The sequence below is a fragment of the Streptomyces sp. NPDC018045 genome, assembly GCF_044327445.1.
Classification (GTDB): domain Bacteria; phylum Actinomycetota; class Actinomycetes; order Streptomycetales; family Streptomycetaceae; genus Streptomyces.
Map to the genome: position 1 here is coordinate 220,786 of NZ_JBIRFL010000004.1, position 23,437 is coordinate 244,222.

The window sequence follows — 23,437 nt, forward strand, 5'->3', positions numbered from 1 at the left end:
CCTTGTACGGGTGGCGCGGTGCGCTGGTGGTGCGGGCAGCGCTCGCGGGCGGGGGAACGGGGACGCGTTCGCCGCTGCGGCGCTGGAGCGGCTGGTGGGGCGGCTGCCGCCCCGGGGACCTGGTGTGAGGGTACGGCCCCGGCCCACAGCCTAGGGGGCTGCGGGCCGGGGGTCGTGCGCGGGCACCGGCGGTCCGGCCGGTGCCCGGTGGCTCAGCTCTTCTCGGTGACTCCGGCGGAGTCGAAGGTGGCGACCTCGTGCATGGCGCGGGCGGCGCTCTGGACGACGGGCAGCGCCAGCAGGGCGCCGGTGCCCTCGCCGAGCCGCAGGTCGAGGTCGACCAGCGGGCGCAGTCCGAGCTTGTTGAGCGCGGCGACATGGCCGGGCTCGGCGCTGCGGTGGCCGGCGATGCAGGCGGCCAGCGCCTCGGGGGCGATGGCGCGGGCCACCAGGGCGGCGGCCCCGGCGCTGACCCCGTCCAGGATGACCGGTGTACGCAGCGAGGCGCCGCCGAGGATCAGGCCGGCCATCGCCGCGTGCTCCAGGCCGCCGACCGCGGCGAGGACGCCGATGGGGTCACCGGGGTCGGGCCGGTGCAGTTCCAGGGCGCGGCGGACGACGTCGACCTTGCGGGCGTGCGTCTCGTCGTTGATGCCGGTACCGCGGCCGGTGACCTCGCCGGGGTCGGTCTCGGTGTAGACGGAGACCAGGGCGGCGGAGGTGGTGGTGTTGGCGATGCCCATCTCGCCGGTGATCAGCGCCTTGTTCCCGGCGGCCACCAGGTCGCGGGCGGTCTCGATGCCCACCTCGATGGCGCGCAGCACCTCGTCGTGGCTCATCGCGGGCCCGACGGTGAAGTCGGCGGTGCCCGGCCGGATCTTGCGCGGCAGCAGGCCGGGGGTGGCCGGCAGATCGGCGGCCACGCCGACGTCCACGACGCAGACCTCGGCGCCCACCTGGTTGGCGAAGGCGTTGCAGACCGCGCCGCCGCCCAGGAAATTGGCGACCATCTGCGCGGTCACTTCCTGCGGCCAGGGGGTGACGCCCTGGGCGTGCACACCGTGGTCGCCCGCGAAGACGGCGACGGCGGCCGGCTCCGGGATCGGCGGCGGGCACTTGCGGGACAGCCCGCAGAGCTGCGCGGAGATGATCTCCAGCATGCCGAGCGCGCCCGCCGGCTTGGTCATCCGCTTCTGCCGCTCCCACGCCTCGCCGAGCGCCTTGGCGTCCAGCGGGCGGATGCCCTGGAGGGTCTCCTGGAGGAGATCGGCGGGCGCCTCGCCGGGCAGCGCGCGGCGGCCGTACGTCTCCTCGTGGACCACCCAGGACAGCGGGCGGCGCTTGGACCAGCCGGCCTGCATCAGCTCGGGCTCGTCGGGGAACTCGTCGACGTATCCGACGCAGAGGTACGCGACGACCTCCAGGTGGTCGGGCAGGCCCAGCTCGCGGACCATCTCCCGCTCGTCGAAGAAGCTGACCCAGCCGACGCCCAGGCCCTCGGCGCGGGCCGCCAGCCACAGGTTCTCCACCGCGAGCGCGGAGCTGTAGGGCGCCATCTGGGGCTGGGTGTGGCGGCCGAGGGTGTGCCGGCCGCCACGGGTCGAGTCGGCGGTCACCACGATGTTGACCGGCGTTTCGAGGATGGCCTCGATCTTCAGCTCGCGGAACTGCTTGGCGCGGGCCTTGGGCAGCGACTTCGCGTACGCCTCGCGCTGCGCCGCGGCGAGCTGGTGCATCCGCTCCCGGGTCTCCCGCGAGCGGATGACGACGAAGTCCCAGGGCTGGGAGTGGCCGACGCTGGGGGCGGTGTGGGCCGCCTCCAGGACGCGCAGCAGCACCTCGTTGGGGATGGGGTCGGGGCGGAAGCCGTTGCGGATGTCGCGGCGCTCGCGCATGACGCGGTGCACGGCGGCCCGCTCGGAGTCGTCGTAGCCGGTGGCCGGAGGGGTGGTGGGTCCGGCCGGTGCGGCCACCGGGCCGGTCTCGGCGCCGGGCTCCGCGACAGCTTCCACCACGGGCTCCTCGGGGACGGCGGGCGCGGCCGGCGCGTCCGGAGCCGGGGCGGCGGCCTCGGCGGGCGGTACGGCCGCACCGGTGGCGGCCGCGGCGGGCTGCTCCCGGGGGGCTTCGGCCGGGGGGGCCGGGGCGTGCCGGGTTTCCGGTGCGTCCGTGGTGTCCAGGTCGTCGCCGAGCTGGACCAGTTCGGAGACGTCCTGCTCCGGGACCGGCTGGCCGGCGTCGTCCGGCGCTTCGGCCGGGGCGGGCTCGGCGGCGGGGGTCTGGGCGTCCTCGGCCACCGGGGCGGCCGGGGTCTGCTCGGCGGCCTGGGCCTCGTCGGCCTGCGGGGTGTCGCCGGGCTCGGCGGCCTGCTGCTCCGGGGCCGGGGCGGCGGCCTGCCCGGCCTCGGCGGGGGCGGCCTCGGCGGGGGCGGCGGGGACGGCCTCGGTGGCCGGGTCCTGCGCCTCGGCGGCCGGAGCGGCCTCGGCGGGCTGTGCCGCTTCCGCGCCCGTCTCCGAAGCGGGCTGTGCCCCCTCGGCCGCCGGGGGCTGCGGCTGCTCGGCCTGGGCGGCGGCCTCCTGCGGTACGTCGGTCACGGGCACGGCGGCCTGGTCCTGTTCCGGTACGGCCGGGACGGCCTCGGCCGCCACGGGGGCGGCGGGCTGCTCGGCGCCGGCAGCGGCCTCGGCCGGTGCGTCCGGGGCCGGTGCGTCCGGGGCTTCGCCGGCGGGCTCCTCCGGCTCGGCGGCCGCTGCCGCCGCGTCCGGGGACTCCGCGGGTGCCTCGGCCGGGGCGGCCGGTGCCTCCTCGGCGACCTGTATGGGCTGCGGTACCTCGGCCGGTTCCGCGGGCTGCGCCGACTGTGCTCCTTCGGCGGTGCCCGTGGCGTGCGTCGTCTCGCCGGCGCCGGCCTCGTCCTGGGCCGGTTCCACCGGCTGCGCGCCCTCGGCTACCGTGCCCGGCTGCTCGGCCGGTACGGGCTGCTCCGTGGCCACGGTCTGGCCGGCCGGTACGGGCTGCTGCTCGGCCGCCACGGTCTGCTCCGTCTGCGCGACCTGCTCGCTGCCGTCGGCGGCCGCCTGGGGCGCGGCACCCAGCGGGGCCGCCTCCGGGGCGCCCTCGCCGCCTTCCGGCGCGGGCTCCGACGGTGCTGCCGGGGCGGGGACTCCGGCCGTCGCAGCGTCCGGAGTCCCAGCCGCCTCGGCCGCCTCCGTCGTCTCAGTCATCTCTGTCGTCTCAGCAACTTCTGGCATCACATCAGCCACCGCAGCCTCCTCGGTACCGCGATCGACCGTTTCTGCAACCGGAGCGGCGCCGGCGTCGGCAGCGGTGGCCGCGTCGGCGCCGGCGTCCGGAGACGTCTGCACGGCGGCGGGCTGCGCGGCGACCGGCGCCACCGGGGCCGCCTGCGCCGGAGCGCTGTCCCACGACGGGGCCTGCGCGGGGATCTCGCCGAGCTGCGGCCCGGGCAGCGGTGCGGTGCCGGGGGCCGCGTACGCCTCGGCGGGCGTCTCCTGCGCGGCGGGAGCGGGGGCGGCCGCCGCCTGCTGCGCGCCCTCCTCGACGTCCAGGTACTCGGGGCCGCTCGCCGGCGGGCCGGGGACGCCGCGCACCGGAGTGCCCGGCGGCGCGCCGGCCGGGCCGCGGTCGGCGAGCGAGCGGACCACCCCGCCGGTCGCGTCGGGGACCGGCGGGCCCATGTGGAGGGGGCGGCGCGGCGGCGCGGGGGCCTGCTGCGGCGCGGCGGGCGGCGGTACGCGTACGCCGCCGAGGTCGACGGAGGCCGAGTCGCGGCCGCCGCTCTCGTGGTCGCCGGCCTCCGGCGGCAGGGGCTCGTACGCCATGGCGCCGCGCGGCGCGGAGTCGTACGGGCCCGGCTGCTCGGGCACGCCCTGCTGGGGCGGCGCCTGCGGCGGCTGGGTCTGCTGCGGGAACTGCGGCTGGTGGTGCTGCTGCTCGCTGCCCCACGCGCCCTGCGCCCCCGGCATCAGCAGCAGGTCGTCGTCCTCGGCGCCCGTGTCGGCGGGGTCCAGGAAGGTGTACGCGTCGGGCGCCTGGGGCATCCCCGGCGCCTGCGTCGGGCCGGCATCGGCAGGGGAGGGAACGGCCGCCGGCTGCGGCTGTCCGGGCTGTCCGCCTGCGTTCTCCGGCTGTCCCTCGCCCGGGACCTGGCCGGTGTCGGTCATGCGTACCCCTCGCCCATTGGTAGTGCTCCTTCCAACCGCTCGTGCGACGCGCTCCACCGCGGCGCGCCGACCGCCCCTATAGCTAGAACGAGCGAGCGCGCCTCGCGGCACGTCCGCCCGTGAGTGCTTCAATTACGGCCAAAACCACGGCATGTTCCCGATATTGGCGTACGAAACCGAACGTCGGACGGCGGCGCAACGATCCGCCAGCCTACCCCGCGCCGGTGGCGGGCCCGGTCACGGGTGAGCCACCCGGTAGCCGCTGAGCAGGAAGACGACGGCGCGCTCCCGCTCGACCCAGGCGGAGGTGTCCAGTTCGACGGACTGGAGCAGCGCGCACTCGGTCTCGTAGCCGCCGTCGGCCAGCGCGCGGCCGATCGCCTCGGCCTCGTCACGGGTCGACGCGTGCGTCACGATGCGCTCGGGACGGCGGGCGGCGCAGGCGGTGACCACCGCCGCTCCCCCGCCGCCGACCCGTACGACGTCCGGTTCCGGGAGGTCCTCCAGCACCTGGGGCGCCCGGCCCCGTACGACCTGGAGCTGGACGCCGTACCGGCGGGCGACGGCCGCGGTGCGCTCGCAGGCGTCCGGGTCGGCGTCGACGGCGATGACGGCGGCCCCGAAGCGCGCGGCCTCGACGGCGGCGGCGCCGCTGCCCGCGCCGATGTCCCAGACGAGGTCGCCGGGCCGGGGGCCGAGGCGGGCGAGCTGGGCGCTGCGGAGCTGGACGGACTCCCCTTCGTCCAGGACACCGCCGTACGCCTGCGCGGGCAGCCCCCAGCCGCGCGGCGGTGCCGGGTAGGCGACATCGCGCCCCGCCAGCCAGCCGCTGCCCTGGGTGGCGGCGTTGGCCCCGCCGACGACGATGACGACGTTGGGGTCGCGCCAGACGTGGTCGGCGGCCTTGTCGGAGGTGAGGACCGTCACCTGCTCGCGCGCGGTGCCCAGTTCCTCGCAGATGACGAAGGTGCGGTGGACGCCGTCCAGCAGCAGGGCGAGTTCGGCGGGCCCCGCGCCGGGCGCGGTGAGCACCGCGACCTTGGTGTGCGCGCGGCAGATGTTGACGGCCCGCCGCAGGTCGCGGCTGTGGGCGACGACGATCTGGGCGTCGTCCCAGGGCATCCCGGCGCGGGCGAAGGCCGCCGCGACGGACGAGACGGCGGGCACCACCTCGACCTCCAGGCCGTGCTCGGGCGCCCGCAGGGTCCGTACGACGCCGAAGAACCCGGGGTCGCCGTCGGCGAGCACCACGGCGGTGCCGCGGTGCTGGGCGATGCGGCGGGCGGCCAGGCCCACACTGCCCAGCCGGATGTGTTCGGCGTGCGGGGGGACTTCGGGCAGGGCGAGGTGGTGGGCGGCGCCGGCCACGAGGGTCGCCGCGCCGAGGGCGGAGCGGGCGGCGGCGGTCAACGGCGAACCGTCCCACCCGATCACCGTGACCCGGTCGGCCATCGTCGTCAGTCTCCTGGGCTTCGCTGGACGGAACAGGACTGGGCAATACGGGACAGAGCTAGGGGACACGGACTCGCGGGGCGCGCGCCGGACGGCTCACACGGCAGCGGTCAGCCGGTCACGGAGCCCTGTGGGCAGGCCGAGACTACCCCGAGAGGTCCGGACCACAGCGAAGCGGGCCGGGCCTCCCCCGGCCGGGCTCACCCGGCCACGCGGGCGGCGCGAGGCGGGCGGACACCCTCCCGGCGGAGCGGCGGACCGCGAGGGCGGAAGTCCGCTCAGAGTCTGTGTCACCACTCCGGCCGGGGTCGTGACACAGGCTCTCAGCTCCACTCGGGATAGGCGAAGCCGTTGGCGTCGGCCATCCGGCCCGGTACACCGTCGAGGTCCTCGGGCAGCAGGCTCCAGACGATCAGATCCGTACGGATGTCCGTCCAGCTTCCGTCCTCGGTGCGGGAGCGGGCTATCCAGGCGTTGCGCAGCACGCCCTCGCTGATGCAGCCGACCTTCTGGGCCACCTGCTGGGCGGCGGTGTTGCCGGCGGCGGTGCGCAGCTCGACCCGTTCGAACTTCTGGTCCCGGAAGAGCCACTGCGCGACCGCGAGGACGGATTCGCAGGCGTAGCCCTCACCGCGCGCCCAGGGGGCGGTGACGTAGGCGGCCTCGGTGCTCAGCACCCGCCAGTCGGTGTGGTCGAGTGCGATCGTGCCGACCAGGCGCTGGGTGAGGAATTCGGTGACGGCGAAGGCGATGCCGCGGCCTTCGGTGCGTACCGCGCCGGCCCGGCGGGTGGCCCACTCACGGGCGGCCTCGGTGGTGTAGGGCTGCGGCTGCGCGGTCCAGGCGGCGGTCAGCTCGTCGTTCATCATCTCGGTGAGCGCGGGCACGTCGGCCTCTTCGAACGGGCGAAGCACCAACCGATCCGTGCTGATGGAGATGTCCGGAAAGGTGGATGTCATGCCGCTGCTCCAACGCCGTTGACCGTGCTGCTCCGAAGTTCGGGCCCTGTTGACCGTCTTGAGTGCACCAGGATGCAGCATCCGACCGGGGATGTGCCACGCACGCGGGCCCCGGTGGCGCGGAGTGCGCGTCCGGGGCCCGTCGTGGCACGGCTCAGCCGTCCGTACGGTGCCGGCCTGAGGGGGCGGTGGTCAGCCCTGAGGGGCGCCGAAGGCCGGGATGACCGAGCCGTCCCGGTACTTGTCCTCGATGAACTTCTTGACCTCGGGCGAGTTCAGCAACTTCGCCAGCTTCTTGACCCGCGGGTCTTCCTCGTTGCCCTTCTTGACGGCCAGGAAGTTGGCGTACGGGTTGCCCGCGGCCTTCTCCAGCGCGAGTGCGTCGGTGGAGGGCTTGAGCTGGGCGCCGATGGCGAAGTTGCCGTTGATCACGCCGGCGTCCACGTCGGCGAGGCGCGGCGCGACCTGGCCGGCCTCCAGCTCGGTGAGCTTGATGCCCTTGCTGTCCTCGACGTCGGTCAGCTTGGCATCGGAGCCGACGCCCTTCTTGAGGGTGATGACGCCGTTGTCGGCGAGCAGCTTGAGCGCGCGGCCCTCGTTGGACGGGTCGTTGGGGACGGAGACGGTGTTGCCCGCGGTCAGCTCGGAGAGCTTCTTGACCTTCTTGGAGTACACGCCGAGCGGCTCGATGGCGACGTTGACGACCGGCACGACGTGGGTGCCGTTCTTCTCGTTGTAGGTGTCCAGGAACGGCTTGTGCTGGAAGAAGTTCGCGTCGACCTGGCCGTCCTCGGTGACCTTGTTCGGCAGGTTGTAGTCGTTGAACTCCTGCACCTCCAGCGTGAGCCCCTCCTTCGCCGCGAGCTTGTCCCGGACGAAGTTGAGGATCGCCCCGTGCGGGGTGGGGCTGGCGGCGACGGTCAGCGGCGCGGCGCTGTCCTCCTTCTTGCCCCCGGAGGAGGAGACGTCGGAGGGCGCGCTGCAGGCGCTCGCGCCGAGGGCGACGGCTGCCGCGGCCGCGACGGCCACGGTGATGTTGCGGGTGGTACGCACGAAAAGTGCCCCTATCTCGGTTTCTCGGACGCGCGGGGCCGGCGGCCCCGCGCGGGTGCGCCCGGCAAAGGGTCCGGGCTCAAGAGGGTCCGGAGCGGACCCGGGCTCAGGCGCCGGCACACTCCTCGGGGGCGTCGGCGGTGGCGGCCGCCGCGGGCTGTCCGGCGACGGTGGCCGGGGCGGGCGCCCGGCGCAGCCCGACGCGTACGGCGGAGGTGCCGCGGCTGCCGCGGCGGGCCAGCCGACGCACGATCAGGTCGCCGAGGAGCTGGACCAGGACCACCAGGACGACCAGGAGCACGATGGTGATGACCATCAGGTTGGTCTCGTACTGGAGGTAGCCGTAGGTGTAGGCCAGGTTGCCCAGCCCGCCGCCGCCCACCGCGCCGGCGATGGCGGAGTAGCCGATCAGCGTGATGACGGTGGTGGTGACGGCCGCGACCAGCGCGGGCAGCGCCTGCGGCAGCAGGACCTTGAAGACGATGGTCCAGGTGCCGCCGCCCATGGACTGGGCGGCCTCGACCAGGCCGTGGTCGACCTCGCGCAGCGCGGCCTCCACGAGCCGGGCGAAGAACGGGACGGCCGCGATGACCAGGGGCACGACCGCGCCGGTGGGGCCGATGGAGACGCCCACCACCAGGCGCGTGAAGGGGATCAGTGCGACGGCCAGGATCAGGAAGGGGAAGGAGCGGCCGATGTTCACCACCGCGCCGAGGACCTTGTTGACCACGACGTTCTGCAGGAGGCCGCCGCGGTCGGTCAGGATCAGCAGGACGCCGAGCGGGATGCCGAACAGGACGGCGTAGAACGTCGACCACCACACCATGAAGAGCGTGTCGAGCGTGTTGTTGTACAGCAGCGGCTGCATCTGGGACCAGGTCACTTGGCACCTTCCTTCACCAGCGCGCCGGCGGTCGCCGTCGTCGCGGGGCCGGCCGGCTCGCCGGCGACGTCGACCTGGAGGCCCTGCTCGCGCAGGAAGCCGATGGGCACGACGTTCTCCTCGAAGCGGCCGGGCAGCTCGATGCGCATCCGGCCGATCTGCCTGCCGCCGACGGTGTCCATGGCGGCGCCGAGGATGGAGATGTCCACGTTGTACGTACGGGACAGCTCGGAGATCACCGGGCGGGTGGCGGCCTCGCCGTGGAAGGTGACGTCCACGACGGTGCGGTCCGGCCCAGAGGGCTCGCCGCCGACCGGGAACAGCTCGCGGGCCAGTTCGGAGCCGGGGGTGGCGAGCAGTTCCGAGACGGTGCCCTGCTCGACGACGCGGCCGTTCTTCATCAGCGCGGCCGAGTCGCAGATCGTCTTGACGACGTCCATCTCGTGCGTGATCAGCAGCACGGTCAGGCCGAGCTGGCGGTTGAGATCGCGCAGCAACTGGAGGATGGAGCGGGTGGTCTCCGGGTCCAGGGCGCTGGTGGCCTCGTCGGAGAGCAGCACCTTGGGGTCGCCGGCCAGGGCGCGGGCGATGCCGACGCGCTGCTTCTGGCCGCCGGAGAGCTGGGCGGGGTACGCCGTGGCCTTGTCGGCGAGGCCGACCAGGTCGAGCAGTTCCCGTGCCTTGCGGGCGCGCTCGCGGCGGTCGACCTTGAGGATCTCCAGCGGCAGTTCGATGTTGTCCTGGACGGTGCGCGAGGACAGCAGGTTGAAGTGCTGGAAGACCATCCCGATGTGGCTGCGGGCGGCACGCAGCGCGGCGTTGGCGCGCTGCCCCCTGCCGGCCAGCGAGGTCAGCTCCTGTCCGGCGACGGTGACCGTGCCGGAGGTGGGGCGCTCCAGGAGGTTGACGCAGCGGATGAGGGTGGACTTTCCGGCGCCGCTCTGGCCGATGACGCCGTACACCTCGCCCTCGCGGACGTGCAGATCGACGCCGTCCAGGGCGGTGACTTCGCGGTCTCCTGAGCGGTAGACCTTGGTCAGGCCCGTTGTGGTGATCACAGGGAATTCCGTCACTGTCGTGTGCCGGGCGGCTCGCCCGCCGGGCACGGGGCATTCATTGCGGAGTGCGGCATGGGGGACCCGGAGGGCGCGGGGGCCCGGCTTCGGGTTCCGGTGGCGCGGGGCGGCCAGGGTCGTGGCGTACGGACGGGCGTACGGCCGGCACGGCGCAAGGCGGCGGGTCTCGCTTCGGGGCGCGAGGCTCGGCGGGGGCCCTCAGCGGTCACACATTCGACACATGCGACGAGCACCGGGCGTCATGGTCGCCTCGGTCGCAGGGGTGCGGTTGCTCGTCGTGGTCATGTTCGCCAGTAAACCAGACAGGCGTACGGACCGATCAAGCCTGTCCGTATCGCGGACAGGCCCGACCGAGGCGTGGACGACGGGTCAGTCGGCCGCGATGACCTCCAGGCTGCCCACCGTGGCCTGCGCGGACACCCCCGACAGGCCCTGGACGGGCGCATCGGCGGCCGGCCCGGCGCCCGGCGCGCTGTGGTCAACGCCACGACGACCAGGCCCCGCGCGCGGCCGGATCTCGGCCGCGTCCGGGTGACGGGGTGATCGGCGGCCGTGACCACGGGTGACCGGGCGGAACGGCCGGTCGCGACCGGCGGGGCCGCGCGCACCCGGCCCCCCGCCGCCGTTTAGAGTCACCTCATGCCCCTTTTCTCCACTGCGCGCAGCCGCGCCGCGCGGAGGTCCCGGTGATCGACGCGCTGACGGTCACGCTCGGCGTGACCGCGCTCGCCCTGGCCGCCTGGTGCGGCTTCGCCGCGTACCGCGACGAGCCGACGAAGGACTGGCACTTCATCGGCATGGCCGTGGTCTGCCTGCTCGGCGTCGTCCAACTCGTCGTGGGTCTGGTGCAGTTGGGCAGCGGCGGGACGCCGCGGGACGGTACGGCGATCTTCGTCGCCTATCTGATCGGCGCGACCGCCTGCGTACCGGCCACCGGATTGATGTCCCTCTCCGAGCGGACGCGCTGGGGCTCGGCGACCGTCGCGGCGGGCGCGGTGGTCCTCGCCGTACTGGAAGTACGGCTGTTCGACATCTGGGGAGGCGGCCATGCCTGAGACATCCGCAGGAGCCCGGTCCTCCGAGGCCGTGCCGCAGGGCGCGGCCGGAAAGCGGCGCTCCCTGGGCACCGGGCCCGGCCGGCTGCTGGTCGCCCTGTACGGCGTCTTCACCGTGGCCGCCGCGTCGCGGGCGGCCTACCAGCTCATCGCGCAGTTCGACCGGGCACCGCTGGCGTACATCCTGTCCGCGGTCTCCGCGGTGGTCTACGCCTTCATCCTGTTCTCGCTGGTGCGCGGCGGCGAGGGGGCCCGCAGGGCCGCGGTCGTGTGCTGCGCGCTGGAGCTGGCCGGTGTGCTCGGCGTCGGTACGTGGACGCTGGTGGACCACTCCGCCTTCCCGGACGCCACCGTCTGGTCCGACTACGGGATGGGCTACCTCTTCATCCCGGTCTTCCTGCCGGTGACCGGCCTGCTGTGGCTGCGGCGGGCCCGCCGGGCGTGACGCGCCCGGCGCCCGTACGCCCGGCGGGCCCCTGCCGCGCGGCGGCCGGTCAGGCGCTCGCCACGTAGGTCGGCGCGCCGTCCCCGGTGGTCGCGTCCGCGGTGGCCGCCTCCTTCTCCAGCGTGATCAGGCTGAGGCGGGGGCTGAGCTGCTCGGTGCCGACGGTCGTGTAGCCGTGGCCACGGTACAGGCGCAGGTTGCCCTCGCTGCGGTGGCCGGTGGACAGGCGGTAGCGCTTGGCCGAGCGCTCGGCGGTCAGCCGCTCCTCGACGGCGGTGAGCAGCCGTCCGCCGAGGCCGTGGCGCTGTAGCCGGGGGTGGACGACGAGTCTGCCGATGGCGGCGGTGCCGTCGGCGTCGACCGTGCCGCGCACCGCCCCGACGACCTCCGTGCCGAGCCGGGCGACCACCACGCAGGCGTCGCTCAGTTCGGCACGCAGGTCATCCAGGGTCTGGGTGAGCGGCTGGATCGAGTAGTCGTCGTACAGCGCGGCCTCCGGCTGGTAGCAGAGGTACTGGAGTTTGAGGATCTGCTCGGCGTCCTGGCCGGTCGCCGCCGAGATGGTCACGCTCATGCCCATGCGCGTATGCCTCCCCTTATTCGGTTCGGTGCGCCCGGGCGTGCAGAGGGTGAGAGGGTACGCCCGGACCGGTTGCCCTGACGGACGGGGCCGTGTGGTGCACGGCGCCGTCGTGGCGTGACTGACGCTGCTGCTTCCGGACTCCCCGGTTTTGCGCAGCGGCAACCTCCGCCGTGAGCATTCTGCGCAGGCATCCCAGGCAACGGGAACGGACCGGCCCCAAGCTCCCCTGTGACATTCCCAACTCGGATGAGATCTCGCGGTAGGTGAGGTCGGAGCGCGACAACAGGGCGCGCACCAGGGCGGGGCAGCGCCCGGGGAGCCGGGCGACGGCGGCGTGCAGCGCCCGCCGTTCCTCGGTCTCCAGCGCCGCGCGTTCGGCGACGGCGGCGACCAGGGGCTGTGGTCCGGTGGGGTCGTACGGGACCTCCCGCAGCGCCAGCCGCCGTGCGCCGCGGGCCTCGGCGCGGACCGCGCGGCGCAGCCAGCGGGCGGGTTCGGCGGGCGGCCCCGCCTGGCGGGTGTGCTCCAGCAGTCGGGTCCACACGCCCTGTTCGAGGTCCTCGGCGTCGGCTCCCGCCGCGGCCGCCTCGGCGGCGACTTCTGCGGCCAGCAGGGGGCGCAGCGTACGAATGAGGTCGTTGTCCGTGATGGCGTGCCGCATGGCGTGCGAGACGTGGCGGCGCGGCCGGGCGGTTTCGCCGGCGCCACGGCCTCACTCGTCCGTGGCGCCGGCGGCGCCGGGGTGACGCCCCGCGGCGCCACCCGTGGTGGGCGGGGGTCAGCGCCGGCGGAACTCGGCGGCGGCCAGCAGGGCCGTGTCGCAGTTGTCGGAGAAGAGGCCGTCGATGCCGGTGGCCAGGCACTTCCTGAAGTAGCCCAGCGCGTCGCCGTACGCCGCCGGGTCGCTGCCGCGGCGGAAGTCGGCGGGCAGGAAGGTGTTCTCGTTGCGGCCGGTGTAGGGGTGCAGGACCAGCCCGGCGGCGTGCGCGTCCTTGACGACCGAGGTGGGCCTGCCCAGCTTGTCGTCCTCGGTGCGCGGGAGGATGACGGTCAGGTCGGGGCCGATGCCCTGCGCGAAGCCGGCGATCCACTTCAGGCCGGCGGGCTTGACCAGGTCGGCGGTGGTGCGCGGGTCACCCGCCACCTCGAAGTCCCACGGGCGGTCCTTGGGGGTGCCCAGCAGGAGGACCTTGGGGCAGTCGACGAGCTGGTCGAGGCGCTGGAGGCTGCTCGGCTCGAAGGACTGGAGGAAGTTCGGCGCGTGCTTCTTGTGCCGGCCGTACTTGCGCAGCAGCCGGGCGAGACGTTCCTCCAGGCCCAGACCGAGCTTGCGGAAGTAGGTGGGGTGCTTGGTCTCGATGTGCAGCCAGACGCGGCGGCCCCGCTTGCGGCCCTCACGGTCGGCCCACTTCAGCACCTCTTCGAAGGTGGGTACCTCCCATACGCCGTCATAAAGGGTGTTGTGCTGTCGCGTGCCCGGAATGCGCTCCTTGGCCCGGAGCGTCTTCAGCTCGGCGAGCGTGAAGTCCTCGGTGAACCAGCCGGTGAGCTTGGCCCCGTCGACCGTCTTCGTCGTCCTGCGGTCCGCGAACTCCGGGTGCGCGGAGACGTCCGTGGTGGCCGTGATGTCGTTCTCGTGCCGGCAGACGAGGTGGCCGTCCTTGGTGGGCACCACGTCCTGCTCGATGATGTCCGCGCCCATGTCCAGGGCGAGCTGGTAGGAGCCGAAGGTGTGCTCGGGGCGGTAGCCGCTGGCGCCGCGGTGACCCACGATCAGCGGTACCGGCAGCTCGCCGTGCGCGCCGTGGCCGTGGCCGCGCCCGCGGGAACTCGCGGCGCTCGCCGTGCCGGTGCCGCCCCAGACCGCCGCGCCCGCGCCGAGGGCCGCCGCGCCCAGTACCGTCCGGCGTCCCGGCTGCTGCCGTTCCTGCATGTTCGCGCTCCTCGCTCCACGGCGCCGGTGAGGGTGTCCGGCACCTGTCAATGGGTCGAAGCGATCCTAGGCACGTACACCTTTCGCGCGGCAGACGTGGTCCGAAACGCCCGGAAAACCCACGTCAACTCTGCGTATCGGGCCCGTGAACCCGATGTGCGATCGAGGTGGGCCGACGAGTATCGTCCTGGGCTGCATACTCTTGCACGCTCGCGGCGACCGCCGCAGACCACCCACGACCGGAGGGCCCGTTGTCCCGCATTCTGCTGAAGGCGTTTCTCGGATTCGTCATGCGTGTCCTGTTCCGCCCGAAGGTCGAGGGCGTGGAGCGCATTCCCGGCAGCGGACCGGTGATCCTGGCCGGCAACCACGTCACCTTCATCGACTCGCTGTTCCTCACCCTCATCGTCAAGCGGCCGGTGTTCTTCATCGGCAAGGACGAGTACGTCAAGGGCAAGGGTCTCAAGGGCCGTCTGATGGCCTGGTTCTTCACCACCGCCGGCATGGTCCCGGTGGACCGGGACGGCGGGCACGGCGGCGTCGCCGCGCTGATGACCGGCCGCCGGATCCTGGAGGAGGGCCACGCGTTCGGCATCTACCCCGAAGGCACCCGCTCCCCCGACGGCCGCCTGTACCGCGGCCGTACCGGTATCGCCCGCCTCGCGCTGATGACCGGCGCGCCCGTCGTGCCGTTCGCGATGATCGGCACCGACAAGGTGCAGCCCGGCGGCAAGGGCCGCCCGCACCTCGCGCCGGTGACCTGCCGCTTCGGTGAGCCGCTGGACTTCTCCCGCTACGAGGGCATGGACCGGGACCGCTACGTGCTGCGCGCCGTCACCGACGAGGTGATGAGCGACGTCATGGAGCTGTCCGGCCAGGAGTACGTGGACATGTACGCCACCAAGGCCCGTGCGGCCTGACCGCCGCCGGACCGCCACGTGCGGGGCCCCGTCCGATTCCGGGCGGGGCCCCGCACGTTGCCGGTGGCGCGGCACGACGCCGTACCGCCGGCGATGCCTCCGTACGGCTCAGCAGGGCACCCGGAAGCCGTCCGCCGTGGGCCGTCCGGCGGCGAGCATCGCGGCCTCGGCCCGGGGCAGCACCGTGCCGTCCGCGCTCCGCAGCCGCGGCGGGACCGTGGTCTCGCCGATCCGCGCGCCCGGGGCGCCGCTGTTCTTCACCGTCACCCGGTTCAGCGGCGCGGGCGCGATCCGCTGCCGCTCCTTGACGTACGCGACGAAGCTCTCGAAGTCGCGGTTGTGCCGGAAGGGGCGGGTGAAGCCGGTGAACGCCGGATACCCGTCCTGGTTGAGCAACGTGTACGAGGGCGCCGCGACCCGGTACGAGCGGCCCACGTCCAGCGCGGTGCCGTCGATGAACACGTCCGCCGGGTCGACCCGGTCGCCCGCCGGGCCCGTCGCGTCGAAGCCGTAGCGGACGTTGGCGGAGACGGCCAGCGGCGCGTACTTCAGACCGCCGCCCGCGGGCACGGTCCACTGCTGCTCCAGCACGTCGTGGATCTGCTGCCCGGTGACGGTGGCCGTCACGATCGGGTCGCCGAAGCCGACCGCGTTCCACGCCTTGCCGAAGGCGACCGTGCCGCCGGTCGCGGAGTCGTACGTGAGGTCCCCGGCGATGATGGCCTGCCCGATGCGCGGCGCGATGGCGATGAGGGCCAGGTCGGCGGGGACGGCGGGGTCGAGGTTGGCGTCGTTCATCGGGCCCTGCGGCTGCCGCCCGGCCCACAGCGCCCAGTCGGCCACCAGGTCGCCCATGGTGGACTCGCCCGCCGCGTTGCGGGTCCGGGTGAAGGAGGCGGTCTGCTTGCCGAGGGCGACGGCGGCGCGCCGGGTGCCGTACCCGGCCCAGTACTTGACGACCTCGGACAGCTCCGGGTCGGGTGCCACGTCGCGGGTGTTGGGGTGGTTGGTGGCGGTGGTCAGCTCCCGGACGACCTTGCCGGTGCCCGGGTCCAGCCGGAGGCTGATCTCGTTGACGAGCTGGCCGTGGCAGCCGGCCTCGACGAACGGACGGGGCACGCCGTGCGGGTCGGGGACCATCATGGTGAAGGCGGTGTGCCAGTGGCCGCAGACGATGGCGTCGATATCCGGCGAGCAGCGCAACGCCAGTTCGTAGGCGGGGCCCGAGGGGTTGCTGCCGCTGTTGAAGTCACCGCCGGCCACCGCGCCGTCGTGCATGCTGAGCACGATCGCGTTGACGCCGCGGGACTTGAGTTCGGCGGCGCAGCGGTCGGCGGTGGCGAGCTGGTCCAGGGTGCGCAGCCCGGGCTGGTAGGAGGCGGGCATGGTCTCGGTGCCGATGGCGGTCAGGTGGATGAAGCCGATCGGCAGCCGCCGCCCCCGGCCGGCGTCCACCCACTCGATGTTGTACGGCGGCAGGACCCGCTCCCCGCTGCCGGCCCACACCGTGTTGGCGCAGTAGTACGCGAAGTCCGCGCCGTGGAACCGCTGTCCGGAGGAGTCGACGAAGGAGTTGTCCCAGTCGACCGTCGGATAGGAGATGCCGTCCACCATGTGCTGGGAGAGGAAGGCGGGCGACTTGTCGAACTCGTGGTTGCCGGCCGAGGCGAAGTCCAGGCCCATCCGGTTCAGGGCTTCGATGGTCGGTTCGTCGGCGAGCGACTCGGCGGGGAACTCCCAGCCGGAGAAGAGGTCGCCGGGCGCGAAGAAGAGGGAGTTGGCGCGGCCCGCCCGCAGCCGTTCGAGGTGCGCGGCCATGTAGGCCACGCCGCCCACGGTGTACTTCTTGCCACCGGCGCCGGTGATGACCGAGCTGCTGCCCGGTGCCGCCTGGAGGTATCCGTGGAGGTCGGTGATGTTGAGCAGTTGCACGTCCACGTACTCGTCCGCCGACCGCGCGTCGCGCGCGTGGCCGGTGGCGAAGGCGTGGGTGCCGACCGCGGTGGCGGTGGCCAGGGCCCCCGCTGCGGTGAAGAAGAGACGTCTGCCGAGCTCTGCCATGGTCTTCACCCTCCTGAGACTGCACGAGTGCGGGGGAATGCCTGGAGAGTCAAACGAGCCATGGGAGCCTTGCGGCCCACACGAGGCGGCCGGGACGTGAACGGGCGGGGGACAACTGCCGCCCCCCGCCCGGTACCACGGATTCCGCGGGTCAGTGGTGCGCGGCCTCGGGCTCGGTCTCCGCCGCGGCGGAGCCGTCCTCCAGCCGCTGGCCGCGCAGCAGGAACCACGCGGCGCAGGCGGCGGCGATCAGGACGGCGGCGCCGACCCCGGCCGCGGTGTCCAGGCCGTCGACGAACGCGTGCTGGGCGGCCCTCAGCAGACCGGCCCCGGCGTCGGCCGGAAGGGTGCCGGACGCCTCGACGGCGCCGCCGAGCGACTCCCTGGCGGCGTTCGCGGTCGTCTCGGGCACGCCGTGCGGGGTGGCGAAGTCCCGGTAGATGCCGGTGACGATGGAGCCGAGCAGCGCGATGCCGAGGGCGGCGCCCAGTTCGTACGCCGTCTCCGAGACCGCGGACGCGGCGCCCGCCTGCTCCTTGGGCACGCTGGAGAGGATCACGTCCGCGGTGACGGTGAAGGCGAAGCCCGCGCCGACGCCGACGACGAACAGGATCGCGCCGAGGGTGAGGGTGCTGGTGTCCTGGTCCAGGCCGATGCAGCCGGCCAGCGCCAGGCCGACGACGCCCAGTCCGCCGGCGACGACGAGCCGTACGGACAGCTTCCGGGCGACGTATCCGGCGGCCAGTCCCGCGCCCACCGCGCCGATCGCGGCGGGCAGTTCGACCAGGCCCGCGTTGAGCGGCGAGCGCAACTGCACCATCTGGAGGAACTGCGAGAGGAAGAAGACCAGGCCGGACAGGCCCAGGATGGTCAGCAGGTCGGCCAGTACGGCACCGGAGAAGCCACGGTGCTGAAAGAGCTTCATGTCCAGCAGCGGCGAGGCCAGGGACTGCTGTCGGCGGACGAAGGTGACCAGCGCGAGCGCCCCGAGGACGGCGGCCGCCGCGATGTCCCAGCGGAGGCCGTGCACCGAGGCTTCCTTGATCGCGTAGACGACGCCGATCATGCCCACCAGGGACAGGCCCACGCTGGGCAGGTCCCACGGGCCGGGGTTCGGGTTGCGGGACTCCGGCAGCACCTTGGCGCCGACGATCACCAGCAGGGCCATCACGGGCAGGTTGATCAGGAAGACCGAGCCCCACCAGAAGTGACCGAGCAGGAAGCCGCCGAGCACCGGACCGACGGCCGCGCCCGCCGAGGCCATGGCGCCCCAGATGCCGATGGCCAGGCTGCGTTCCCTGGGGTCGTGGAAGAGGTTGCGGATCAGGGCCAGGGTGGACGGCATCAGCGTCGCGCCCGCCACGCCCAGCAGCGCCCGCGCCACGATCATCATGGCCGGGGTGCCGGCGTACGCGGCGAGCACCGACATCGCGCCGAACGCGACCGATCCGGTCAGCAGCAGCTTCTTGCGCCCGATGCGGTCGCCGAGGCTGCCCATGGAGACCAGCAGGCCGGCGATGACGAACGAGTAGACGTCGCCGATCCACAGCAACTGGGTGCCGGACGGGCGCAGGTCCTCGCTGAGGAACGGGGTGGCCAGGCCCAGGACGGTGGCGTCCACGCCGACCAGCAGGACGGCGAGGACCAGGACGGCGAGCGCGAGCCAGCGTCCGGCGCCTGGCTGGTGCTCCGCGGTGACGCCGGTGCGGCCGGCGGTTTCCTTGGCGGGCTTGCTCATTTCTCCATGCTCCGTCGGATGCCGCCGAGCAGCAGCTCGGCGATCGAATGGTCGAGGTCCCTGCGGGCGACGCGCCCCTCGTGCACGGCCCACGCGCCGGCGCCGATCAGTCCGTACAGCGCCTCGGTGAGCCAGACGGGCGTCAGGTCGATCCGGAAGTCGCCCTCTTCCTGACCGCGCCGGAACAGCGCGTGGATACGGGCGTCCAGCCGCTCCCAGCCCTCGTTGACCTCCTCGCCCTCGAAGAGCTGGTTCTCGGTGTAGAGGAAGGCCATGAAGCCGGCCACCGGCTCGGCTTCGGCGATCAGCCGGCGCAGTGCCGACACGGCGTCGTCCTCGTCGAGGCGGGCCGCGTCCAGCGCCCCCGCGAACTGCCGGATGCACAGCTCCTCCAGGGCCTTGATCAGGGCGTCGCGGCCCGCGAAGTGGCGGTGGAGGGTGGCGCGGCTGATGCCGGCGGCCTTGGCGATCTCGTCCATATTGGCGGTCGCCCTGCGGGTGAGCAGGCCGGCGGCTTCCCTGAGTACGTGTTCACGGTCCACAGCCATGAGACATAGAGTACCCGAATGAGACATGGACGTCTCATGAGCGGGGTGCGTGTCGCCGTCCGCCCGTCTCCGGAACGGCTGCGGCCCCTCGGAGACTCCAAGGGGGCCGCGGCCCGGGTACGAGCACCGCCGTCCGGTGCTCGCCCCGACGTATGCAGGGGGTGGCGGAAAAGTGCGCCTGAGGGGGCCGGGGAGGCTCACCCCCGGGGCCGAGGAGACCCGTCCCAGGGAACCGGGAAGCCCCCGCGTGATCTCAAGGAGCCGGGAAGGTCCACCTCAAGAAGGCCGGAAGGCTCAGCGCTTGGCGTCGGCCCACGCCCGCTGGGTGGCCAGGTCCGTCTTGACCTCCGCCAACTGGACGGCGACGGCCGACGGCGCCGTGCCGCCCCGGCCGCTGCGCGAGGCGAGCGCGCCGGGCACGTTCAGGACCGTACGGACCTCCGGGGTCAGGTGCGGCGAGATCGCGGCGAACTGCTCGTCGGTGAGCTGGTCCAGCTCGATGCCGTGCCGCTCGCACGCCTTGACGCACTCCCCCGCGACCTCGTGCGCCACCCGGAACGGCACACCCTGCCGAACGAGCCACTCGGCGATGTCCGTGGCCAGCGAGAACCCGGCCGGGGCCAGCTCCGCCATCCGCTCCCGGTTGACGGTCAGCGTGGCCATCATCCCGGTGAACGCGGGCAGCAGGACCTCCAACTGGTCGCAGGAGTCGAAGACCGGCTCCTTGTCTTCCTGGAGGTCGCGATTGTAGGCCAGCGGCAGCGCCTTGAGGGTCGTCATCAGGCCCGTGAGGTTGCCGACCAGCCGGCCCGACTTGCCGCGCGCCAGCTCGGCGATGTCCGGGTTCTTCTTCTGCGGCATGATCGAGGAGCCGGTGGAGAAGGCGTCGTGCAGGGTCACGAAGGAGAACTCCTTCGTGTTCCAGATGATGATCTCCTCGGCGATCCGGGACAGGTCCACGCCGATCATCGCGGTGATGAAGGCGAACTCGGCGACGAAGTCCCGCGAGGCGGTGCCGTCGATGGAGTTGGCCGAGCTGCCGTGCTCGAAGCCCAGGTCGGCGGCGACCGCCTCCGGGTCCAGCCCGAGCGACGAACCCGCCAGCGCGCCCGACCCGTAGGGCGAGACCGCCGTGCGCTCGTCCCACTGCCGCAGCCGCTCCGCGTTCCGCGACAGCGCCTGGACGTGCGCGAGGACATGGTGCGCGAACAGCACCGGCTGTGCGTGCTGGAGGTGCGTACGGCCCGGCATCGCGACGTCCGGGTGCGCCTCGGCGAGGCCGACCAGCGCTTCCTGGAGGTCCGTGATCAGTCCGCCGATGATCCGCGCGTGGTCGCGCAGGTACATCCGGAAGAGCGTGGCGACCTGATCGTTGCGGGACCGCCCGGCCCGCAGCTTGCCGCCGAGGTCCGGGCCGAGCCGCTCCAGCAGGCCCCGTTCCAGCGCGGTGTGCACGTCCTCGTCGGCGATGGTGCCGGTGAAACCGCCGTCGGCGACATCGGCCTCCAGCCGGTCCAGCCCCTCCAGCATCCGCGTCAGCTCGTCCTCGGTGAGCAGCCCGGCCTTGCGCAGCACGCGCGCGTGCGCACGGGAACCGGCGATGTCGTACGGCGCCAGCCGCCAGTCGAAGTGGACGGAGGCGGACAGTCGCGCCAGGGCCTCCGCGGGGCCGTCGGCGAACCGGCCGCCCCAGAGCCGGACGTCACCGCTGTTGCTGCTCACTTGCTCAGCTCCTCGTGGATGGTGAGATGTGACGGTCCCCGGCGGCCGGACGAACCGGCCACCGGGGACGGAGTCGGGACGGTGCCCTGACCCGGGTGGAGCCCGGCCCTACGCCAGGTCCCGCTTGGCGGCGATCTTCGACGACATTCCGAAGATCTCGATGAAGCCCTTCGACAGCGACTGGTCGAAGGTGTCGCCCGTGTCGTACGTGGCCAGGTTGAAGTCGTACAGCGACTGCTCGGACCGCCGCCCGGTGACCACCGCGCGGCCACCGTGCAACGTCATCCGGATGTCACCGGAGACCGCCTGGTTGGCTTCCTGGATGAACCCGTCCAGCGCCCGCTTCAGCGGCGAGAACCACAGGCCGTCGTAGACCAGCTCGCCCCACCGCTGCTCGACCTGCCGCTTGTAACGGGCCAGCTCCCGCTCGACGGTGACGCTCTCCAGCTCCTGGTGGGCGGTGATCAGCGCGATCGCGCCGGGCGCCTCGTAGACCTCCCGGGACTTGATGCCGACCAGCCGGTCCTCGACCATGTCGATCCGGCCGATGCCCTGGGCGCCGGCCCGCTCGTTGAGCTGCTGGATCGCCTGGAGGACGGTGACGGGCCTGCCGTCGATCGCGACCGGCACGCCCTCCTTGAAGGTGATGACGACCTCGTCGGCCTCGCGCGGGGCGGCGGGGTCGGAGGTGTACTCGTACACGTCCTCGATCGGCGCGTTCCAGATGTCCTCCAGGAAGCCGGTCTCCACGGCCCGTCCGAAGACGTTCTGGTCGATCGAGTACGGCGACTTCTTGGTGGTCGTGATCGGCAGGTTCTTGCTCTCGCAGAAGGCGATCGCCTTGTCCCGGGTCATCGCGTAGTCCCGGACCGGGGCGATGCACTTCAGGTCGGGCGCGAGGGAGGAGATCCCGGCCTCGAACCGCACCTGGTCGTTGCCCTTGCCGGTGCAGCCGTGGGCGACGGTGGTGGCGCCATGCTTCTCGGCGGCGGCGACCAGGTGCTTGACGATCGTCGGCCGGGACAGCGCGGAGACCAGCGGATAGCGGTCCATGTACAGCGCGTTGGCCTTGATCGCGGGCAGGCAGTACTCGTCGGCGAACTCGTCCTTGGCGTCCGCGACCTCGGCCTCGACCGCGCCACAGGCGAGCGCGCGCTTGCGGATGACGTCCAGGTCTTCGCCACCCTGGCCGACATCCACGGCCACGGCGATGACCTCGGCGCCCGTCTCCTCGGCGATCCAGCCGATGGCGACGGAGGTGTCCAGGCCGCCCGAGTAGGCGAGTACGACGCGCTCGGTCACGGGTTTCTCCTTACGGTGCATTCGCTGATGGGTATAACTATGCACTCCACCGCATGTTTCGTCAACGCACTCCACCCGAATGGCGCAGCCGTAACGTCCCGAGGGGTCATAGCCCCAGCTCAGAGGTGGTACGCACCCCGCACCGACTACTCCCCCAGCGCCTCCGCCAGCACCGTCACATGGCTCAGCTCCATGCTCTTGGTCGCGGTCAGCAAGGTCAGCGGCCCGGCCGCCGCATACTCCCGCAGCCGCCCCAGCGCCTCCGCGGCCGGCGAGGCGGCCAGCTCCTCCCGGTACCGCGCGGCGAACTCCTCGTACCGCTCCGGCCGGTGCCCGTACCAGGTGCGCAGCCCCTTCGACGGCGCCACGTCCTTGCACCACTCGTCCAGGCGCGCCGCGTCCTTCGCCAGCCCTCGCGGCCACAACCGGTCCACGAGCACCCGCGCCCCGTCCCCGGCATCGGGCGCCTCGTACACGCGACGCCGCCGGATCTCTCCGCGTCGATCAGCCATAGCGCCATGGAAGCACGCGCCCACACGGCCTGCGTGGCACTTTCCCGCCCCTTTTCGACCGTTCTGTGCTCCGGCAGGGACCCCACTTTGGAATCAGAGCCCCGGACAGGGTATTTTTCTTGTGCACGCCGCGACCGGGGAAACCCGGCCGAAGCGAGCACCGGGACGTGGCGCAGCTTGGTAGCGCACTTGACTGGGGGTCAAGGGGTCGCAGGTTCAAATCCTGTCGTCCCGACTCATTGGAGTCGCAGATCAGAGGCCGCATCGGAGAAATCCGAGGCGGCCTCTTGATCGTTTTCTGCCCGAAGGATCACTGGACGAGAGCTGCGGCAGCGGAGACGGCCGAGGCGGCGGGCCGGTCCGGGCAGCCCGCCGCTGGTCGCTGACGGGGCGCGCGGCGCTCAGGCCGGAGCCGTGGACGGTCAGGGGCTATCGGAGGGCGGCGGTCACGAGGCTTTCGAGGGCCTCGCGCGGCACTTCGCCGCCGCCGACAAGCCGGTCGAAGACCAGGCCGTCGATACAGGACAGCAGTGTGCGCGTGCGGTTGTCGGCGTCCGTCACGCCGTGCCCGGCGAGGAACAGCCGGACGGCCTCGCGGCCGGCGTTCTCGCGGGGTACGAGGATCTCCCGCAGTTCGGGGTCCCGCGCGCTCTCGGCGGCGCAGGCGAAGCGGGCCAGCGAGCGGCGGCGACCCTCACCGGTGAGCCGCTGCCGGACGAGCGGCGCCATGGCGTTCACCAGGTCCTCGGCGGTGCGCAGGGGCGGGAGCCGCTCGGCCGCCGTCTGCAGTTCCGCCTGGTCGAGTTGGACCAGGCGGGTCACGAGCGCGGTGAGCAGCGCGGCCCGGGTACGGAAGTACGCCGACGTGGTGCCGGGTGGCAGGCCCGCTCGGCGGTCCACCGCGCGGTGGGTCAGGCCGCGGATGCCTTCGTCGGCGAGTACGTCGAGAGCCGCGTCCGCGAGGAGGGTGCGCCGGTCCGTAGCCATGCTCCCTTTCTACACCTGTAGCGC

18 protein-coding genes, 1 tRNA gene and 1 pseudogene are annotated in these 23,437 nt (G+C 73.0%); 4 read left to right on the plus strand and 16 right to left on the minus strand.

The window, feature by feature from the left end:
• Positions 1–212: 212 nt before the first annotated feature.
• The 6 genes from cobT to ACH4EB_RS11940 form a co-directional block, all read right to left on the minus strand.
• Complete coding sequence (cobT, locus tag ACH4EB_RS11915; RefSeq protein WP_398347273.1) at positions 213–4,184, minus strand: nicotinate-nucleotide--dimethylbenzimidazole phosphoribosyltransferase; 3,972 nt, start codon at positions 4,182–4,184, stop codon at positions 213–215.
• Between the two features lie 237 nt (positions 4,185–4,421).
• Entirely contained in the window at positions 4,422–5,636 is a 1,215-nt protein-coding gene (cbiE, locus tag ACH4EB_RS11920; protein WP_398347274.1) for a precorrin-6y C5,15-methyltransferase (decarboxylating) subunit CbiE, read from the minus strand.
• A gap of 323 nt (positions 5,637–5,959) precedes the next feature.
• The gene (locus ACH4EB_RS11925) at positions 5,960–6,595 is read right to left on the minus strand and encodes a GNAT family N-acetyltransferase (protein ID WP_398347275.1); all 636 of its coding nucleotides are present in this window, start codon (positions 6,593–6,595) and stop codon (positions 5,960–5,962) included.
• Positions 6,596–6,787: 192 nt separating this feature from the next.
• Entirely contained in the window at positions 6,788–7,648 is an 861-nt protein-coding gene (locus tag ACH4EB_RS11930) for a MetQ/NlpA family ABC transporter substrate-binding protein (protein WP_398347276.1), read from the minus strand.
• 106 nt (positions 7,649–7,754) lie between these two features.
• A complete protein-coding gene (locus tag ACH4EB_RS11935; protein WP_398347277.1) occupies positions 7,755–8,531 on the minus strand; it encodes a methionine ABC transporter permease in 777 nt (258 codons plus the stop codon).
• Complete coding sequence (locus ACH4EB_RS11940) at positions 8,528–9,589, minus strand: methionine ABC transporter ATP-binding protein (protein WP_398347278.1); 1,062 nt, start codon at positions 9,587–9,589, stop codon at positions 8,528–8,530. The genes ACH4EB_RS11935 and ACH4EB_RS11940 overlap by 4 nt, the downstream gene beginning before the upstream one ends.
• A 704-nt stretch (positions 9,590–10,293) precedes the next feature.
• On the opposite strand from ACH4EB_RS11940, the gene ACH4EB_RS11945 reads away from it, so the two are divergent.
• Together ACH4EB_RS11945 and ACH4EB_RS11950 are read left to right on the plus strand one after the other, a co-directional pair.
• Complete coding sequence (locus tag ACH4EB_RS11945; RefSeq protein ID WP_398347279.1) at positions 10,294–10,662, plus strand: hypothetical protein; 369 nt, start codon at positions 10,294–10,296, stop codon at positions 10,660–10,662.
• A complete protein-coding gene (locus ACH4EB_RS11950; RefSeq protein ID WP_398347280.1) occupies positions 10,655–11,107 on the plus strand; it encodes a hypothetical protein in 453 nt (150 codons plus the stop codon). The genes ACH4EB_RS11945 and ACH4EB_RS11950 overlap by 8 nt, the downstream gene beginning before the upstream one ends.
• Positions 11,108–11,156: 49 nt before the next feature.
• Here the strand turns inward: ACH4EB_RS11950 and ACH4EB_RS11955 are convergent, their stop codons facing one another.
• From ACH4EB_RS11955 to ACH4EB_RS11965, 3 genes and pseudogenes are all read right to left on the minus strand, one after another.
• Entirely contained in the window at positions 11,157–11,687 is a 531-nt protein-coding gene (locus ACH4EB_RS11955; protein WP_398347281.1) for a GNAT family N-acetyltransferase, read from the minus strand.
• Between the two features lie 142 nt (positions 11,688–11,829).
• Positions 11,830–12,351, minus strand: a pseudogene (locus ACH4EB_RS11960) (RNA polymerase sigma factor); the annotation flags it as partial.
• Between the two features lie 117 nt (positions 12,352–12,468).
• Complete coding sequence (locus ACH4EB_RS11965) at positions 12,469–13,623, minus strand: glycerophosphodiester phosphodiesterase (RefSeq protein WP_398347282.1); 1,155 nt, start codon at positions 13,621–13,623, stop codon at positions 12,469–12,471.
• A gap of 251 nt (positions 13,624–13,874) precedes the next feature.
• On the opposite strand from ACH4EB_RS11965, the gene ACH4EB_RS11970 reads away from it, so the two are divergent.
• Complete coding sequence (locus tag ACH4EB_RS11970; protein ID WP_398347283.1) at positions 13,875–14,543, plus strand: lysophospholipid acyltransferase family protein; 669 nt, start codon at positions 13,875–13,877, stop codon at positions 14,541–14,543.
• A gap of 108 nt (positions 14,544–14,651) precedes the next feature.
• On the opposite strand, the gene ACH4EB_RS11975 is transcribed toward ACH4EB_RS11970, so the two are convergent.
• From ACH4EB_RS11975 to ACH4EB_RS12000, 6 genes are all read right to left on the minus strand, one after another.
• Complete coding sequence (locus tag ACH4EB_RS11975; RefSeq protein ID WP_398347285.1) at positions 14,652–16,604, minus strand: bifunctional metallophosphatase/5'-nucleotidase; 1,953 nt, start codon at positions 16,602–16,604, stop codon at positions 14,652–14,654.
• A 151-nt stretch (positions 16,605–16,755) separates the two neighbouring features.
• On the minus strand, positions 16,756–18,342 hold the full coding sequence (locus ACH4EB_RS11980) for an MFS transporter (protein WP_398347286.1): 1,587 nt from the start codon (positions 18,340–18,342) through the stop codon (positions 16,756–16,758).
• Positions 18,339–18,890, minus strand: a complete 552-nt coding sequence (locus tag ACH4EB_RS11985; protein ID WP_398347287.1) for a TetR/AcrR family transcriptional regulator — start codon at positions 18,888–18,890, stop codon at positions 18,339–18,341. Before ACH4EB_RS11985 ends, ACH4EB_RS11980 begins: the two co-directional genes overlap by 4 nt.
• A 294-nt stretch (positions 18,891–19,184) precedes the next feature.
• Complete coding sequence (argH, locus tag ACH4EB_RS11990) at positions 19,185–20,612, minus strand: argininosuccinate lyase (protein ID WP_398347288.1); 1,428 nt, start codon at positions 20,610–20,612, stop codon at positions 19,185–19,187.
• A 108-nt stretch (positions 20,613–20,720) separates the two neighbouring features.
• A complete protein-coding gene (locus ACH4EB_RS11995) occupies positions 20,721–21,914 on the minus strand; it encodes an argininosuccinate synthase (protein WP_398347289.1) in 1,194 nt (397 codons plus the stop codon).
• A gap of 146 nt (positions 21,915–22,060) precedes the next feature.
• The gene (locus ACH4EB_RS12000) at positions 22,061–22,426 is read right to left on the minus strand and encodes a DUF488 domain-containing protein (RefSeq protein WP_398347290.1); all 366 of its coding nucleotides are present in this window, start codon (positions 22,424–22,426) and stop codon (positions 22,061–22,063) included.
• 161 nt (positions 22,427–22,587) lie between these two features.
• Between ACH4EB_RS12000 and ACH4EB_RS12005 the strand changes: the two genes are divergently transcribed.
• Positions 22,588–22,661, plus strand: a tRNA-Pro gene (locus tag ACH4EB_RS12005).
• A gap of 194 nt (positions 22,662–22,855) precedes the next feature.
• On the opposite strand, the gene ACH4EB_RS12010 is transcribed toward ACH4EB_RS12005, so the two are convergent.
• Positions 22,856–23,413 carry a TetR/AcrR family transcriptional regulator gene (locus tag ACH4EB_RS12010; RefSeq protein ID WP_398347291.1) on the minus strand — a complete coding sequence of 186 codons (558 nt, stop codon included), beginning with the start codon at positions 23,411–23,413 and terminating at the stop codon, positions 22,856–22,858.
• Between the last annotated feature and the right edge of the window lie 24 nt (positions 23,414–23,437).